Below are 17235 nucleotides of genomic sequence, written 5' to 3' on the forward strand. Positions count from 1 at the left end.
ACACTGAAGTTATGCCTGAAGGTCACGTGATCCACCGCCTAGCCCTCACACTCAACGCTGACTATCGCGGGCTGCCACTCAGCGTGACCAGCCCGCAAGGCCGGTTTGCCACCGAGGCGGCCATTCTGGACGGTACAGAAATCGACCACGCAGAGGCCTTTGGCAAGCACCTCTTCGTGCACTTCACCGCCGCCAACCCGGCACATATCCTCTATATTCACCTAGGGCTCATCGGCAAGCTCAGCTTCGAACCCCGCGAGGACACCCGCGGGCAGATCCGCATACGCATAGACAATGGGGCGCAGGCCGCGCAGCTGCGCGGGCCCCAATTTTGCCTGCTGCTCACGGAGGAGGATTACCAGGCGCGGCTGACCAAGGTGGGCCAAGATCCGCTCCGCGCCGATGCCGATCCTGAAGCCCTGTGGGCCAAGGTGAGCAAATCCCGCCGCAGCATCGGTTCCCTCATGATGGACCAGCACCTGTATGCCGGGGTGGGCAATATCTACCGCGCGGAGGCCCTCTTTCGCGCCGACCTCTCCCCCTTCACCCCTGGCAAGGATGTTTCCCGTGAAACATTCTTCGCCATCTGGAAAGACCTGGTAGAGCTCATGAACTACGGCGTAGAGCACGGCCGCATCGATACCGTGCGCGCCGAGCACTCCCCCGAGGCCATGGGGCGTGAGCCGCGCAAGGATGATCACGGCGGCGAAGTCTACGTCTACCGGCGCGCCGGCCTGCCCTGCTATGTCTGCGGCACGCCGATTGCGGAACAAGTAATGGAGGGCCGAAACCTCTTCTGGTGCCCCACCTGCCAATCCGCTGCTTAAGGCCTATAGTGGCGGGCATGCGACCTGCCTATAGTGTATCCACCGTTCGTTCCGCCGAATCCGCGCTCCTCGCGCAGCAGAGCCACGATGATGAGCTCATGCGCCTGGCCGCCCGAGGCGTTGCCGCCACGGCGAAATCCATGCTGACGGGCCCTGCGCCTCGCCGCATCACCATCCTGGCCGGGCCTGGCGGCAATGGCGGCGATGGCCTTTATGCAGGCGCTTTCCTCGCCGAGGAGGGCTATGGCGTCGAAGCAATCCTCGTCGCCGGTTCCGCGCACGACCCAGCGTTGCAGGCCTTTAAGGCCGCCGGAGGAACCATTACTGAGCAACCGCGCGCGGAGGCCACAGGCCTGCTTATTGATGCCGTCGCTGGCCTTAACTCCACCCGCGGCCTCAGCGGAGCGGGTCTTGCCGCGTACCGCGCGGCCAAGCAGCACGATATCCCGGTGCTTTCGGTGGATACCCCCTCTGGCATCAACGCCGATACGGGCGTGGCCGCGGAGAACGCGGTCGAGGCAACGATTACCGTGAGCTTCGGTTGGGCGCGCGCCGGCCACATCTTCGCCCCGGAATGCGGCACGGTGGTCCTGTGCGATCTGCAGCTGCCCAACGCGCCGCGGTCCTTTGCGGAGGAACTAACGGCTACCGCAGAGCCGGCGGGCTATATCGCCAACGAGCCCACCATCGATCTCCCCTACCAGTGGCCCGCGGAGCCCGTGCTTGCCGATGTCCACTTGGGCCACGTCACCGCCCCCAAGCCCGTGGGCTGCACAGGCCCCATCGTGGACCCCACTCCCCACGCTTCAAGCACGAAATACACCGGCGGGGTCACCGCTATCTGTGCTGGCAGCAGCGCGTATCCCGGCGCGGGCATCCTGGCGGCTACCGGCGCGGTGCGCGCCACGCCGTCCATGGTGCGGGTGATAGATAACGATGCTGTGGTCCCCCACTTGCCCGAGGTGGTTCCTCACCCGAGCGCCGAGGATAAGGTGCATGCCCAGGCGTGGGTGGTTGGTCCCGGCCGTGGCACCGATGAGGCGGCGGCCCGCGAGCTCCGCGCCGTCTTAGATCGCGAGCTGCCCACCATCCTGGATGCCGATGCCCTGACGGTGCTCGCCCAGAGCGCTGAGCTGCGCGATCGTGTCCGCACCCACCCGCGGGTCATCCTTACCCCGCACGCCGGCGAGTTCCGCCGCCTGTACGAGGCCGCCCTCGGCCGCGAGCTCGATCTCAGCGAGGGCGTGGGCCCGCGCCAGCGCGAGCTGGCCGAGGACTTGGACTGTTTTATCCTGCACAAGGGCCGGATCACCACGGTGACCGCGCCCGGCCAGGCCATCTACGGGATGAATGCCGGCCACTCTTATGCGGCCACCGCAGGCTCCGGCGACGTATTATCGGGCATCCTCGGCGCCACCATTGCGCAGGTCGACCACGCGAAGGCCGATGCCGAGTACATCATCATGGAGATCCTCCACGCCGCCGCCCTACACCAGCACGCCGCAGCCATTGCGGCACATACCCCCGATGGTTTTGGCATTTGTTCCGCTTCCCAGATTGCCGCGGCGATGCCCCAGTCCATCGCCCGCCTGCTAGTTATGCACCGTTAACGTCCTGCTTGCTCACGCGGCCGTCTTTGACCTCGACCACGTGGTCGGCGAAGGTGAGCAAGGAACGATCGTGGGTGACCAGCACGGTAGCGGTGTGCATCTCCTGGGTAATATCGCGCAGCAGGCGGATGATTTCCTGCGAAAGGTGGGAGTCGAGGGCGGAGGTGGGTTCATCGGCAAGCAGCAGGTTTGGCTCATCCATCAAGGCGCGGGCGATATTGACGCGCTGGGCCTGGCCGCCGGAAAGCTGGCCGATGCGGCGATTGCCCATCCCCTTAAGGCCGACGAATTCTAGCAGCTCATCGACGCGATCTTTGCGCAGCTTGCGCCCGGCCATGTGGTCCATGATGAGCAGCTGATCGCGCACCTTGAGCGAGGACAGCAGGTTGGACTGCTGGAAGATGATGGAATTCGTGCCATTGACCTCGACGGTGCCGGAGTACGGCGTGATGAGTCCGGCCCCCACGGAGAGCAGCGTGGACTTACCGGAACCGGACTCGCCCACGATTGCGGTGAGGGTATCGGAGTCGGCGCTAAAGGTGGCATCATCAAGCGCCGTAGTAGTCGTCGTGCCGTCCTGGAAGGTGACGGTGGCGTTGCGAATATCAAGAATGGTGGACATTTTAGGCATTTCCTCCCAATGCATCGAGGGGGTTGGCTTTGGCTACGCGGCGGGTGGAGACCAAGGCACCGGCCATGCCCAGGATCCAGATGCCGACCGCGGGAACGATGATGGTGCGCACAGATACGTCGAAGGGGACGGTGCCGGAGGCCAACAGGCCCAGTAGCCAGCCGACGAACGCGCCGAGGATGGTGCCAGCGGCCAAAATCAGTGCGGCTTGGGCCAGGGCATCGCGCAGCAGGTAGCGCACCGAGGCGCCCAGGGCGCGCAGGATGGAGAGATCGCGGGTGCGCTGCAGGGTCCACACCGTCAGGAAGGCGACGGTGACCAGGGCGGAGATGCCGTAGAGGAAGCCTTGCATGGTCAGCAGCGAACCGCGCTCGGACTGGTAAGCGGGCAGGCCGGAGAAGGAATCAGACATCTCGACCGAACCGGGCACCTCTTCGGAGTGCAGGGCAACCGTGCCGACTACCCCCTCTGGGGCGTGGCTTACCTTTTGCCAGGTCTGGGTAGATACCCATACCACCGGCGAGTGGGAGAACTGCGTTTCGGCAACGGTGCCCTCTACGGGAAGGTCTACCCCACCGATATTCACGGTGCCGGAGACCTCAATCGTGTCAGAGAGGACGGCGCCATCTTCCGGGATGGTGGCGTTGGTATTGGAGATGGTCGTACCGGCCGGCAGGCCCATCACGCCTACCGCGCCCTCGCCCTCCAGCTTGGTTTGCGCGGTGCCCAAGGCAATCGCATCGCCGGAAAGGTCCTTCTCGTGAATCTCGGACTCGTTATAGGCGGGCTCTTCGGTAGAAAAGCTGACGTAGGGGTGATCTTGCGCAACGGCCTCAAGCGCCGAGGTATTTTGCTTGGACAGGCCCTCCGTCAGGCCGGAGAGCATAACCAAAAGTAGGGTAATAAGCGCTACGGTGCCGCCGATGAGCCCGAAGCGGCCGCGCGCTGCGGTGATTTCACGAATAGCTAAGAACATACTTCTATAGTCCCTTTGTGCAGGTCAGAAGTAATCGGCGGCCTAGTTGAACCTCCAGTCAACCAACTGGTTGATCCCTCATCCACCCTCCGGCAGATACTGTAGGAAATTGTGTTTTCTGGACAGAAATTATGGCTCTGGGGCTTACATGCCATGTTCGCGTTCCTGCTGCTTTTCGGCGTGGCCCGCGCCTATATCGATGACCGCTTGGACGCCCGCGCCATCCTTTTGACCATCGGCCTAGCCGCGGTGTACGCGGCCGCGCGCTGGATTCCCACCTGGCTCTGGCTCACCGGGCTGTGCCTGCTCTGGTTGGGGCTCATGGTCCACGCGCAGGATTTCATGTGGCTCGAGTTCCCGCTTATCTTCGTTTTCCTGCGTGCCTTGCCCAAGTGGCCAGGGCTTATCTCCATCACGGCGCTATGGGCGGCGGCCGCCTTCATTCCGGCGTGGCTGCATCCGGATGGCTGGTCCATCGCCGCGGCCATCGGCCCGCTTATCGGCACGACCTTTGCCGCGGGCGTGTTTTATATCCAGCGCCGGTTGCAGGCGGAGGCGGCGCACCACAGGGACATCGCCAAGCAGCTGCAAGAAACCCAAGCCGAGCTGGCCGCCAGCGAGCACCAAGCCGGGCGCTTGGAAGAGCGCGAGCGCCTGTCCCGGGATATCCATGACACCGTGGCCCAAGGGTTAAGCTCCATCCTGCTGCTCTCGCGCGCCGCCCGGAATACCGATGACCTAGCGACCAAGAACGAACAGCTGGCCGTCATCGAGGACACCGCGGGCGAGAACCTGGCCGAGGCCCGCCGTTTCGTGCGCGAGCTCGCCGGGCCCGATGAGCGCCTAGAAACCCAGCTCGACTCTATCCTGTCCCAGATGCGCCGACGCACGGAGGCTTTAGGCGAGGACATCACCTTTGACCTTGTAGTTTCCGGCAGCGGAAGCGTGCCCAGCGATATCAAGCAAGTGGTCGTGCGCGCCGCGCAAGAGGGCCTTAATAACGTGATCAAGCACGCGCACGCCTCCCGCGCGGTGGTCACCCTGGGCCTTTTTGAGGATGCAGTCACCCTGGACGTCGTGGATAATGGACACGGTGTAGTTGAGCCCCCGCGCCACGGCGGCGATAGCGGCTTTGGCCTGCAAGGATTGTCCCAGCGCGTGGAGAGCGTCGGTGGCTCCCTGAGCCTCGAATCCGGCGACGGCACCGCCCTTGCCATCAGAATCCCCCTCAAGGAGCAGCCCCATGGTTAATGTCATGCTTATCGATGACCACCCCGTCGTCCGCGCCGGGCTGCGCGCGATACTGAATACCTTTGCCGATGTCCGCGTGGTCATGGAAGGCGATAACGGCGCGGACGTGGACAAGCTCTTTACCGATGACGCCCCCGAGGTCGACGTCGTGGTCTGCGATATCCAGATGCCGGGCGTCGATGGCATCACCGCCACCAAGAAGCTGACCGAGGCCGGTGGCCCGCCCGTGCTCATCCTCACCACCTACGACACCCAAGCCGATATCCTGGCCGCGGTCGAGGCCGGTGCGATGGGCTACCTGCTCAAGGATTCGCCCGAGGAAGAGCTACACGAAGCGGTGCTCAATACCGCCGCACGCCGGCGCACCCTCGCCCCAGAGGTGGTCAACCTCCTGGCGCAGCGCGTGGGCCAGCCCGAGCAGTCCCTGTCCACGCGCGAGCTGGAGATCCTCCGCGCCCTCGCGACCGGCTCTTCCAATAAGGAGTTGGCCAACCAGCTCTTCATTTCTGAGGCCACCGTGAAGACGCACCTCATTCACATTTATCAGAAGCTGGGCGTAGATACCCGCACTGCCGCGGTAACCGTGGCCCGAGAACGAAAGCTCATTTAATGCTGGACTGCATCGTCATCGGTGCCGGGCAAGCAGGCCTGGCCACCAGCTATTACCTGCGCAAAAAGGGACTCGACTTCCAGATCCTCGATGCCGAGCCCTCCCCCGGCGCGGCCTGGCGCCACGCGTGGCCGTCGCTCACGCTATTTAGCAATAGCGCCTCCTCCAACCTGCCCGGCTGGCCGATGCCCCACCACGAGGGTTTCCCGCCCGCCAGCCACGTCATCGATTACTTCGCCCGCTACGAGCAGCGCTATGACCTGCCCGTACGCCGGCCGGTGTGGGTCCAGGAAGTCACCCACGATGGCGAGAACTTTCATGCCACCACCGATGACGAACACCTCACCGCGCGCACGGTGGTGGCAGCCACGGGCACGTGGTCCTCGCCGTTCATCCCCTACTACCCCGGTTCCTTTGCCGGGCGGCAGTGGCACTCGGCGGTCTACCCCGGGCCCGATCCCTTTCGCGGTGAGTCCGTCGCCGTTGTTGGGGCAGGCAATTCCGGGGCCCAGATTGCCGCAGAGCTCGTGCTCTCCGGCGTAGAGACCACGTGGTTTACGGCAAAGCCGCCGCGGTGGATGCCCGATGACGTCGACGGCCGCGTGCTTTTCCAGCGCAACCGCGCCCGCCTCAACGCCATGATGCGGGGCGAGCCCGATCCCGGCGCGGATACCAACTTGGGCGATATTGTCGTCGTTCCTCCCGTCAAACGCGCCCGCGATGAGGGCTTGCTCGAGGCCTCCCCCATGTTCTCTAACCTCGATGAGGTGAAGGCAGATCACCTCATCTGGTGCACCGGGTTCCGCCCAGCGCTGGGTCCTTTCCGCGCGCTTCTCGATGGCCGCACCCCCACCGTCGAGGGCCTCTTCCTCGTCGGCTACGGAACCTGGACGGGCCCCGGTTCCGCAACCATTACCGGGGTGAGCCCCTTTGCCAAGCAGACCGCGGGGGACATCGCCAAGCTCTGCTCCCCCGACCTTTAGCCGCCCAAAAATGGTTGCATCACAATTCACGTATCATGGTGAGCATGAGCACGCTACTTGTTACCCGTAACGAAGACAAATCCGTCACCACCTCCTTTGAGGAAGGGGAATTCCTCGGCGAGGGTGACCTGACCGTTGACGTCTCTTATTCCTCGCTGAACTACAAGGACGCGATGGCGATTACCGGCGATCCCGGCGTCGTCCGCACCAACCCGCTGGTGCCCGGTATCGACGTGGTCGGCACTGTATCCGAGTCCAACGTGCAGCGCCTGCCGGTGGGCACCCTCGTTGCCTCCTTCGGCGATGGCCTTGGCGAATTCCGCCACGGCGGCTACACCCCAAAGCAGCGCGTCAATTCTCGCGCCACCGTTGCCCTGCCTGCAGATTTCACCGCGGAGCAGGCCGCTGCCGTCGGTACTGCCGGCTACACCGCGGCGCTGTGCGTTAACTCGCTGCGTGGGCTTCCCGAGGGCCCCGTCCTCGTCACCGGTGCCACCGGCGGCGTCGGCTCCATTGCCGTCAACCTTCTACGCAATGCCGGCTACGAGGTCCACGCCATGACCGGCCGCCCCGACGATTACGCCAACTACCTCCATGAGCTCGGCGCGCACGAGATCATCGATCGCGCCGAATTCACCGAACCGGGCAAGCCCCTGCAGAAGGCCATCTACGCCGGCGCCGTGGATACCTCCGGCTCCCAGGAGCTGGCAAACGTCTTGGCCCGTACCAAGTGGGGCGGCACCGTTGCCGCGACCGGTATGGCAAGCGGGCCTGACCTGCCCGCCACCGTCATGCCCTTCATCCTGCGCAACGTACACCTAGCCGGAGTGAACTCCGTCGATGCCCCACTGCACTATCGCCAGAATGCTTGGCAGCTCCTCGCCCGCACCTTGGACTTGTCCATCCTGGAGTCCTTGACCAATACTCTTCCACTGGAAGATGCGGTGGAGGAAGCACAATCGCTCATCAACGGCAGCCACCACGGCCGCACGGTGCTGAAGATTTCCTAAGGCCTAAGCCCTTTAGGGCCTACAGCTAGAAAGGCACCCCGTCACTCCTGGCGGGGTGCCTTTTCTGCGCGCCTGGGCTCTTGGATCCTAGGCATCGCCCGCCAAGTGCCGCGTAATCTTCCTCGAGATGGCTCCCAGCAGCCGCAACTCCTCTTCCGTCAAGACAGAAACCACCTTTTCATCTACTTTAGCGGTATGGCTCCCCAAGGCCGTGGCGAATGCCTCCTCGCCGTTTTTCGTCACTGTGACTTCAATAGCCCGGGGTCCTAGCTCCTCCGCGTGCCGCCTTGAAACCAAATCGCGCCGCTCCATCCGGACAAGCTGTCGGTGCAGCCGCGATTTCTCCCACCCAAGTTCCGCAGCCAGCTCATGCGGGCGGGTGCTCTGCCCACGGCGGCGCTGCAGAACGGCCAGCACCGCATAGTCAGCCTCACTCACATTCGCGGCTGCGTGCAGTGCGTTGGCCAACTCCCTATGCAGCTCGCGCTGCATCGCTACAAAGTCCGCCCACGCCGCACTTTCTTCTGGGCGCACAGTTTCCCCCTTTGGCTTTGTCTTAAATAGCATTATATACTGCACAGTTGATTACTCAACCGAGAATTGAGTAGAGCGGTTGATCCATCAACCCCCACCATTTATTAAGTCGTGGGATTTGGACTTCCAATCATTCATAATGGCCATATTTTTGCCAATTTAAACGCATAAACTTTGCTTTTCATAATCTATTTATTGGTCCTGACGTTTGCTGGATACTATCTATCATTAGGACTTAATAAGTATCTAGCGGCCGGATTTCGAGCCGGCTGCGACCCCCGTCGGGTAAGCGGCTGTCTATGATGGCGGACATGGATAAACTTTTTAGCGCCTGCGGATTCGACTTCCTGGACACGGAGGAACTCATCGCGGAGCTTCCCACGGAGCGGACCCTGTGGGACGCACCGGCTTTTGATCAAGTGCTCTACTATGCGGACCCCTCCGGGATCGCCGTCACGGCGATGGAGTACGAGGGGGAGTGGACCGTCTTACCGTCGTTCCGGGGTGGGGAAGACGTGGAGGCAACGCTATATCGCGCCATGCCATTTATTGGCATCCTTGAAATGGAAGACCTCCGGTGGGCGGTGCTTAGCGATGCCCCCTTCACGCTTCCCACCGGCAACCCCGTGGGCGGTGAAAAACTGCGCGGCCGCGCGCGACCCGCAGTCGTTGCGTTGGACTATGAATTAACGGAACCGGCGGAGTTCTCGCTGCGATCCCCAGCGACGGAACGGTTCTATCAAAACTACAAGCCCAGCCTGCTCAATCCGCAGGTCGAGCTAGCTGGCACCGTAAATAACGTCGAGAAAAAGACCAATGAATTTGGAGGAGGGGAGTTCTGGGTATGCGAAATCGACGGACTCCCGCTCATTGTTGATGCCCCAGTTGAAGCGGGACAGGGAATCCGGGCGCACGGCATCGCGCTATGCGCCACGGAGTACTGGGATTAACCGCCTCGCTGATTGGAGAAGGTAGCTCCTACTGTTGCGGAGCCGCAGGTACCAAGGCTACAAGGCGCTCGAGGTAGTCCTTTACAAACTCGATGGTGCTGGACGGCTCGATCTTTCCGTCTTCACCAATGAGCTGGGGTGAATTGCCCAAGAATACCTCGGGCTGACCGGGCATCGGCATGTCGAAGTAGGACAGTGCTAGGCGCACGTTCTTGTGGGAGGAATACCCACCCATGCGGCCCACGGAGTGGCTAATGATGCCAGCTGGCTTATTCTTCCAGGCCACATCGGAATTGGGTTTGGATCCGATATCGATGGCATTTTTTAAGCACGCCGGGATGGTCCGGTTGTTTTCGCTGGTGACGAACAAAATCGCGTCCGCATCCTTAATTGCATTGCGGAAATCGGTGTACGCTTCCGGCGTGGGTTTATCCGCCACGCCAGGATCGTCGTAGTCGAAATCATAGAGCGGGAGGTCACGCAGGTCGTAGCGCTGGCACTCAACGTGCTCGGGGACCAGTTCCATGGCATGGTTGGCGATCTTTTTCGCAATGCTTTCCCGCCGCAGGCTGCCGACGAGTACAAGAAGTTTCATGATATGTGTCCTTTCGTGTGGAGACTTAGTGGTTTTAGAAATCCCAGTCGGCATCGGAGGTCTCTACAGCTTTGCCGATGATATAAGAGGACCCCGAACCCGAAAAGAAATCGTGGTTTTCATCCGAACCCGGCGTGAGTGCCGCGAGGATTTTTGGGTTGACCTGACATTCCTCGTACGGGAAGAGGTTGGGATAGCCCAGATTCATCAAGGCTTTATTGGCGTTGTAGCGCACGAACGTCGCGACATCATCCATAAGCCCGTACGGTTCATAGAGCTCGCCGGAATAGCGCATCTCCAGGTCATAGAGCTCGCGCACCAAGTCAAAGGTAAATTCCCGCATGTCCTCGCGGCGAGCTTCCGTGGCGTGATCCAATCCCCGCTGGAACTTGTATCCGGAGTAGTAGCCGTGGACCGCCTTATCCCGCAGGATGAGCCTGATCATGTCTGCCGTATTGGTCAGCTTTCCGTGCACGCTAAAGTGCAGCGGAAGATAGAAGCCGGCGTACAGCAGCAAGGAGGACAAGAGGGTCGAGGCAACCTTGCGCTTTAGTGGGTCATCGCCATAGTAATGCACCATGACACTGGTCGCGCGCTGTTGCAGCACTGGGTTATCCACGGCCCACGCATAGGATTTCTCAATCTCTTCGGTGCTGGCCAGGGTAGAAAAGATTGAGGAATAGCTCCGCGCGTGTACCGCCTGCATGAAGGCGATATTGGTATAAACGGCCTCCTCATGCTCAGTCCGGGCATCTTGAATCTGGCTGATTTCCCCCACGGTGGCCTGCACGGTATCCAGTAGCGTCAGGCCGGTAAAAACGCGAATGGTGAGATCGCGTTCGGCTGGATCCATGCGCGACCAGTCATTGCGGTCATTGGAGAGCGGGACCTTTTCCGGCAACCAGAAATTCGAGGTCAGGCGGTTCCACACCTCCAGGTCCTTGTCATCCCAGATGCGATTCCAATTCACCGGGCGCAACGGGGTGGAAGCATCGTGGCGAAAATGCGGCGGGGTTTGGGATCGCTCAATGAGCTCTTGATATTTCATCGATGTTTTCTCGTTTCTTTTTCTTAGGCGTCCCTAGACATCAGGGAATGGACGCGTGTGCGGTGGACTCGTGTGCGGTGGGGTAGAGGTGGTGTGCAAAGAAGTCCTGCAAACCCTCGCGTACGCGGGCAACATCGCGGTCAGTACCGAGCAGCTCAAAGCGGTAGAGCTCTGGCACCCCGCACTTTCGGGCGATTTGTGGCCCAGCGCAGCAAAAGGCCTCGCCAAAATTGGTATTTCCTGAGGTAATGACGCCGCGCAAGAGTGCACGGTTTTCCGGAACGTTGAGGAATTGGCGCACCTGCACCGGAATTGCCGCCTTGATATTGCCGCCGCCGTAGGTGGGGACGATGAGCACAAAAGGCTCGGTGACATAGAGCATTCCTTCACGCTTCGGACGCAGAGGGATGCGTGCCGCTGGAAACCCCAGCTTGTGGACGAAACGGTGGGTATTTTCACTGACCGAAGAAAAATACACAAGATTAGCGGCGGTATTAATGCCGCAGGGTGGCGTCGAGGCTGTAGTCATCTCGCTCCTTAGTGGCTGCGCCGAAGCGCACTTTCTGCTTCAACTACAGATCTAACGTACTTTTAACTACGTCGCAACTAACCACTATTGACATGCGCAAATACCCCTCTGTTCAGAAGGGAAGGGGCAGGAAAGTTATATGCGCACCCACACGGCGCGGGCTGCGTGGGAGCTCAGGGAGAAAGCCGCGGCATCTTCATTCTGGGCATGCTCGTTCTGGTTGCCCTCTACGCGCACGGCCATTCCGCCGGAATACGGCTGGCTGTCTTGCACGCTCACGGCAGCGCCGATGGTCAGGTTATTCTCGCTAAAAAAGCGCAGCAGATCGGCGTCCACATCACTAATGCGATCGACTATGCCCGCCTCACCGGGCTCCAGATCGCTGAGTTTGCGCAGATCCCCTGGCTCGGATGCCGGGGTCGCGGCATAGTCCGCGGGGTAGTCGCCCGCGGCGCTGGGGATGGGGTCTCCATGCGGATCGCGGCGCGGAAATCCCAGCTCAGCGTCTATGCGCTCTAGGAAGAAATCGGAGACGCAGTGCTCCAATTGCTCGGCTTCCGCGTGGACCTGGTCCCAGCGGTAGCGCAGGGATTCCACCAGGAAGGTTTCGATGAGGCGGTGCCGCCGCACCATGGCGAGGGCAAAGGCACGCCCCTCGGTACTCAGCCCGATGGCGCCATACGGCATATGGGTAACGAGGCCCTTTTTCTCGAGCCTCCGCACCGCATCAGACGCGCTGGAGAGCCGTACGCCTATGTGCTGGGCGAGCATCTTTACCGTCACGGGGTCGTCGTGCCATTCGCCCAGCTTAAACAGGGCCTTGAGGTAGTCCTGATTGGATGGCGAAAGGCCCGAGACGTCCACGCTCATTGGTTACTTAACCACCAGGTTCACCATCCGGCCGGGAACGTAGATCTTCTTCACCACGTTCTTGCCGGAGGTAAGGTCAGCCACCTTGGCATCGGCAAAAGCAGCCTCGAATACGGCGTCTTGGTCAGCATCGGCCGCGACGTTGATGCGGGACTTAACCTTGCCGTTGATCTGGACTGGCACCTGAATCTCATCATCTACCAGGTATTTCTCCTCAAAAGAGGGGAGTGGCTCGTAGGTGATGGTCTCATCGTGGCCAAAGCGCTGCCACAGTTCCTCCGCAATGTGCGGGGCGATGGGGGAGACCAGCTGCGCGATGGGCTCCACCGCCGCGCGCGGAGCCTCGGTGCGGTAGGTCTTGGTCAGATAGTTGACGTACTCGATGAGCTTGGCCACGACCGTGTTCAGGCGCAGGTTCTCATAATCATCGCGCACGCCCGCGATGGTACGGTGCAACTGCTTCAGGTCATCCTGGGTGAGCTCGGCATCGGTAGTAGCCACTTCACCGGTGTCCTCATTAATGGCCAGGCGCCACAGGCGCTGCAGGAAGCGCTGCGAACCGACAACATCCTTGGTCGCCCACGGGCGGGAGGTATCCAACGGACCCATGGACATCTCGTACACGCGCAGGGTATCGGCGCCGAAGTCGCGGCAGATATCATCCGGGGCTACGGCGTTTTTCAGGGACTTGCCCATCTTGCCGTACTCCTGGTTAACTTCTTCGCCGTTGTAGTAGAACTTGCCGTCCTTTTCCTCTACCTCTGCGGCAGGGACATATACGCCGCGGGAATCGGTATAGGCGTAGGCCTGAATATAGCCCTGGTTGTACAGGCGGCGATACGGCTCCTGCGAGCTGACAAAGCCCAGGTCAAAAAGCACCTTGTGCCAGAAGCGGGCGTAGAGCAGGTGCAACACGGCGTGCTCGACGCCGCCGACGTACAGATCTACACCGCCCGGATCGTTCGCACCGTGCTCATCTGGGCGCGGGCCGGTCCAGTAGCGCTCGTTTTCAATATCGCAGAAGGCCTCGCTATTGCGGGGATCGATATAGCGCAGCTGGTACCAGGAAGAACCCGCCCACTGGGGCATAACGTTGGTATCGCGGTAGTAGGTCTGCGGGCCATCGCCCAAGTCCAGCTCTACCTCTACCCAGTCGCGGACCTTGGCCAACGGCGGCTGTGGCTCCGAGTCCTTATCTTCTGGATCGAAGGAGGCCGGCTTATAGTCTTCCACCTCGGGCAGCTCAACCGGCAGCATCGACTCTGGCAGCGGGTGGGCCATGCCGTCCTTGTCATAGACGATGGGGAAGGGCTCGCCCCAGTAGCGCTGGCGAGCGAAGAGCCAGTCGCGCAGCTTGTACTGAATCTTGCCGCGACCGGAGCCGTCCTTTTCCAGCCATTCGATGGACTGGGCGATGGCCTCCGCCTTATTCAGGCCATTAAGATCCAGGCCCCTATCGTTGGCGGAGTTTACCAATGCGCCGTCCTCGGTCCAGGCTTCTTCTTCGATATTGCCGCCGGAGACAACCTCCGTAATCGGCAGCCCAAAGGCCTGGGCAAACTCATAGTCACGCGTATCGTGCGCGGGCACCGCCATAATGGCGCCGGTACCGTAGCCGGTCAACACGTAGTCCGCGATGAAAATCGGGATCTGCTTGCCATTGACCGGATTGGTGGCATAGGTGCCCAGGAATACACCGGTCTTTTCCTTATTCTCCTGGCGCTCCAGATCCGACTTCGCAGCAATATCCGCGCGGTAGGACTCGACGGCTTCCTTCGGGTCATCGTTGCCGTAGGTCCAGCGCTCATCCACGTCATCGTCGTAAGGAATGGGGGACAAGAGGGCATCGACAAGCTCATGCTCCGGTGCCAAGACCACGTATTCCGCGCCAAAGAGCGTATCTGGGCGCGTGGTAAACACGTCGATGCCGTAGCCTTCCGCAGGGAAGGTTACCTCCGCACCGCGGGAGCGACCGATCCAGTTGCGCTGCATGGACTTGACCTTCTCCGGCCAATCCAGCAGCTCCAGATCATCGAGCAAACGATCCGAATACGCGGTAATGCGCATCATCCACTGGGACAGGTTCTTGCGGAAGACCGGGAAATTGCCGCGCTCAGACTTGCCCTCCGCGGTGACCTCCTCGTTGGCCAAGACGGTACCCAAGCCCGGGCACCAATTCACCGTGGAGTTGGAGAGGTACACCAAGCGGAACTCATCGACGGCCTCGGCCTTTTCCTGCGGGGACAAGTCCTCGTAGTAGCGCCCGTCCTTGGTGGTGCGCTTATTGGCCTCCAATTCCTTGATGAGCTCAGCAATGGGGCGAGCCTTTTGCTGCTCTTCATCGAACCAGGAGTTATAAATCTGCAGGAAGATCCACTGAGTCCACTTAAAGAACTCAGGATCCGTGGATTCCACCGAGCGGCGCGGATCGTGGCCCAAGCCCAGCATTCCCAGCTGGCGGCGCATGTTGTCGATATTGGCCATCGTGGTGGTCCGCGGGTGCGTACCGGTCTGGATGGCGTACTGCTCGGCCGGCAAGCCGAAGGCATCGTAACCCATGGTGTGCAGCACATTCTTGCCCAGCATGCGGTTATAGCGGGCATAGGTATCGGTGGCGATATAACCAAACGGGTGCCCCACGTGCAGGCCCGCACCGGAAGGGTAGGGGAACATGTCCTGCACGTTGAGCTTTTCCTTGGGCAGCTCGCCCGCACCCGTGGCTAGCGAACCGACTGGGTTCGGCGCGTTAAAGGTCTCGTGGTCCTTCCAATACTGCTGCCAAGTCTTTTCGATCTGGTTCGCCAGCTCAGGGGTGTAGCGGTACGACGTGGAATCGCTCGGTTTAGTCATAAACACACAGTGTAATAGCCCCAACCCGGCGCGGGGTAGGCAGAGGTGGGTTTTGCTTCACTAATTCGGCGCCGTACCGGCAGCCGGGCGAAATTCCTTGGCACGACTCCTGCGGTGAGTGCGGGGAGTGGGGCAAAGAAGAAGGCGCGCTACGGGATGTTCCAGCAGTGTTTAGGAACTATTAACGCGCAGTTCCTTTCGTGGTTGAATCGCGCCTTTATCTTCAACTCAAGGCTTTGCACCCAGCCATGTCTGGGTGATTTCTCTCTTGTTTGCAGGGCCACCATCTCTTCGTCTCTCACCTCCACAAAGGACAATTCATGCGCACTTCTCTCCGCATTGGCGCCGCTGCCGTAGCCGCGACCGTAGCTACCGCTGGCGCAATTGCTCCAGCCACCGCAGCCGAATCCCAGGGCCCAAAGAACATCATCTACATGATTGGTGATGGCATGGGCTACGGCCACGTGGCCTTCAACAACCTCTACGAAACCGGCCAGTCCAAGTACCTGGTCGATGGCGCATTTAGCGCCGAAGGACCAGAAGAACTCGATGGCGAATCCGTGCAGCACTTCGAAGACTTCAACCGCCTGTCCATGACCACCTACCCCAATAACTCTTCCTACGACCCACAAAAGGCATGGGCAACCCATGAGTACGTGGATAAGGGGTACACCGATTCCTCTGCTGCCGGTACCGCCATGTCCACCGGTGTGAAGACCGATAACGGCAAGCTGGGCGTTAATGATTACGGCCACGAGCAGGAAAACACCTCCGAGCGCGCCAAGAAGGCCGGAAAGTCCGCCGGCGTGGTCTCCTCCGTGCCGTTTAGCCACGCCACTCCAGCTGCCTGGGCCGCGCACAATATCTCCCGCAATAACTACCTGGAGATTGCGGATGAGATGTTCAACTCTGATCTCGATGTCATCATGGGTGCCGGGCACCCGTTCTACGACGATGACAATAAGAAGAAGGATGAGGCCAAGTACAAGTACCTGTCTGAAGAGGTCTTCAACAAGCTATCGTCCGGCGAGTCCAACTGGAACTACGCCGAAACCAAGGAGCAATTTGAGGCTTTGGCCCAAGGCGATGTCGCGGCGGGGGAGAAGTACTTCGGCCTGGCCCCTGTGGCCTCTACCTTGCAGCAGGGGCGTACCGGCGAGTCCACAGTGCCTTATGACACTCCGTTCAACGATGTCGTGGATCTTCCCACCATGACCACCGGCGCCCTCAACGCGCTGGGCCAAAATGACGAGGGCTTCCACGTCATGATTGAAGGAGGTGCCATTGACTGGAGCGGCCACGGCAACGAATCCGCCCGCGATATCGAAGAGGTACAGGACTTCAATAAGTCCGTCGATGCCGCCATCGACTGGGTAGAAGAAAACTCCTCCTGGGACGAGACCCTGTTGGTCGTTACCGCTGACCACGAAACTGGATACCTCTCCGGTGCCAACGAGCGCTCTGAGGGTAAGTTCAACTCCATGAATGGTGGCGGTGGCAACACCCTGCCCTCTGGCCACCAGTGGTACTCCACGCAGCACACCAACCAGGTCGTCCCCTTCTTCTTCAAGGGTGCTGGCTCTGAGGCCCTTCGCGCGAAGGCCACCCACACCGACCCCGTGCGCGGTGACTACATCGATAACACCACCTTGGCCAAGCTCACCCTGAATGAATGGTGGATCAAGCACGATGACCAGGGCGGCAACGACCAAGCAGACGATTCTGCATCCGATCAGCCCGGTAATAACGCCGGTACCGATGACGGCTCTTCCAAGAGCGGGCTGCTCGCTGGCATCGCGGGTGCCGGTATCGCCTCTCTAGCCATCGGGGCCATTGCCTTCTTGGCGCAGCAGCTGGGCATCATCACCATCAACCCGAATGCGTGGCGGAACTTCTTCCACTAACCCGCGCTATTAGTCGCGCGCAAAGGCTTTCATCACTCTCAGTGGTGAAAGCCTTCT

Annotated in this window: 16 protein-coding genes; 8 read left to right on the forward strand and 8 right to left on the reverse strand. The window is 60.8% G+C overall.

Annotation, left to right across the window (positions count from 1 at the left end; genetic code table 11):
- Positions 1-11 precede the first annotated feature (11 nt).
- Both ABRP88_RS07290 and ABRP88_RS07295 read left to right on the forward strand, forming a co-directional pair.
- The gene (locus ABRP88_RS07290) at positions 12-827 is read left to right on the forward strand and encodes an Fpg/Nei family DNA glycosylase (RefSeq protein WP_349836789.1); all 816 of its coding nucleotides are present in this window, start codon (positions 12-14) and stop codon (positions 825-827) included.
- Between the two features lie 17 nt (positions 828-844).
- Positions 845-2437: a bifunctional ADP-dependent NAD(P)H-hydrate dehydratase/NAD(P)H-hydrate epimerase gene (locus tag ABRP88_RS07295; RefSeq protein ID WP_349836790.1), complete on the forward strand. Its 1593-nt coding sequence runs from the start codon at positions 845-847 to the stop codon at positions 2435-2437.
- Here ABRP88_RS07295 and ABRP88_RS07300 read toward each other — a convergent pair.
- Both ABRP88_RS07300 and ABRP88_RS07305 read right to left on the reverse strand, forming a co-directional pair.
- Positions 2424-3059: an ABC transporter ATP-binding protein gene (locus ABRP88_RS07300; protein WP_349836791.1), complete on the reverse strand. Its 636-nt coding sequence runs from the start codon at positions 3057-3059 to the stop codon at positions 2424-2426. The genes ABRP88_RS07295 and ABRP88_RS07300 overlap by 14 nt on opposite strands.
- A 1-nt stretch (position 3060) precedes the next feature.
- Positions 3061-4044: an ABC transporter permease gene (locus tag ABRP88_RS07305; protein WP_349836792.1), complete on the reverse strand. Its 984-nt coding sequence runs from the start codon at positions 4042-4044 to the stop codon at positions 3061-3063.
- 153 nt (positions 4045-4197) lie between these two features.
- On the opposite strand from ABRP88_RS07305, the gene ABRP88_RS07310 reads away from it, so the two are divergent.
- From ABRP88_RS07310 to ABRP88_RS07325, 4 genes are read left to right on the forward strand one after another with little or no spacing between them, the layout of a single operon-like run.
- Positions 4198-5295 (forward strand): sensor histidine kinase, encoded by a 1098-nt coding sequence (locus ABRP88_RS07310; protein ID WP_349836794.1) that lies wholly within the window; start codon positions 4198-4200, stop codon positions 5293-5295.
- A complete protein-coding gene (locus tag ABRP88_RS07315) occupies positions 5288-5905 on the forward strand; it encodes a response regulator (protein WP_302521274.1) in 618 nt (205 codons plus the stop codon). Before ABRP88_RS07310 ends, ABRP88_RS07315 begins: the two co-directional genes overlap by 8 nt.
- A complete protein-coding gene (locus ABRP88_RS07320) occupies positions 5905-6888 on the forward strand; it encodes an NAD(P)-binding domain-containing protein (protein WP_349836795.1) in 984 nt (327 codons plus the stop codon). The genes ABRP88_RS07315 and ABRP88_RS07320 overlap by 1 nt, the downstream gene beginning before the upstream one ends.
- 35 nt (positions 6889-6923) lie before the next feature.
- Positions 6924-7898: an MDR family oxidoreductase gene (locus ABRP88_RS07325; protein WP_284770821.1), complete on the forward strand. Its 975-nt coding sequence runs from the start codon at positions 6924-6926 to the stop codon at positions 7896-7898.
- 87 nt (positions 7899-7985) lie between these two features.
- Here the strand turns inward: ABRP88_RS07325 and ABRP88_RS07330 are convergent, their stop codons facing one another.
- The gene (locus ABRP88_RS07330; protein WP_349836796.1) at positions 7986-8432 is read right to left on the reverse strand and encodes a MarR family winged helix-turn-helix transcriptional regulator; all 447 of its coding nucleotides are present in this window, start codon (positions 8430-8432) and stop codon (positions 7986-7988) included.
- A gap of 311 nt (positions 8433-8743) precedes the next feature.
- Between ABRP88_RS07330 and ABRP88_RS07335 the strand changes: the two genes are divergently transcribed.
- Entirely contained in the window at positions 8744-9382 is a 639-nt protein-coding gene (locus tag ABRP88_RS07335) for a hypothetical protein (RefSeq protein ID WP_349836797.1), read from the forward strand.
- A gap of 28 nt (positions 9383-9410) precedes the next feature.
- Here the strand turns inward: ABRP88_RS07335 and ABRP88_RS07340 are convergent, their stop codons facing one another.
- From ABRP88_RS07340 to leuS, 5 genes are all read right to left on the reverse strand, one after another.
- A complete protein-coding gene (locus ABRP88_RS07340; protein WP_349836799.1) occupies positions 9411-9977 on the reverse strand; it encodes an NADPH-dependent FMN reductase in 567 nt (188 codons plus the stop codon).
- A gap of 34 nt (positions 9978-10011) precedes the next feature.
- On the reverse strand, positions 10012-11025 hold the full coding sequence (nrdF, locus tag ABRP88_RS07345; protein WP_284770817.1) for a class 1b ribonucleoside-diphosphate reductase subunit beta: 1014 nt from the start codon (positions 11023-11025) through the stop codon (positions 10012-10014).
- A gap of 40 nt (positions 11026-11065) precedes the next feature.
- Entirely contained in the window at positions 11066-11554 is a 489-nt protein-coding gene (nrdI, locus tag ABRP88_RS07350) for a class Ib ribonucleoside-diphosphate reductase assembly flavoprotein NrdI (RefSeq protein WP_349836801.1), read from the reverse strand.
- A 135-nt stretch (positions 11555-11689) separates the two neighbouring features.
- Entirely contained in the window at positions 11690-12424 is a 735-nt protein-coding gene (locus ABRP88_RS07355) for a metal-dependent transcriptional regulator (protein ID WP_349836802.1), read from the reverse strand.
- A gap of 3 nt (positions 12425-12427) precedes the next feature.
- On the reverse strand, positions 12428-15274 hold the full coding sequence (leuS, locus tag ABRP88_RS07360; protein ID WP_349836804.1) for a leucine--tRNA ligase: 2847 nt from the start codon (positions 15272-15274) through the stop codon (positions 12428-12430).
- A gap of 320 nt (positions 15275-15594) precedes the next feature.
- Here leuS and ABRP88_RS07365 point away from each other — a divergent pair, with 320 nt between their 5' ends.
- Entirely contained in the window at positions 15595-17178 is a 1584-nt protein-coding gene (locus ABRP88_RS07365) for an alkaline phosphatase (protein ID WP_349836805.1), read from the forward strand.
- Positions 17179-17235 lie beyond the last annotated feature (57 nt).

The sequence above is a fragment of the Corynebacterium sp. KPL2734 genome, from assembly GCF_040225595.1.
Taxonomy (GTDB): Bacteria; Actinomycetota; Actinomycetes; order Mycobacteriales; family Mycobacteriaceae; genus Corynebacterium; species Corynebacterium rhinophilum.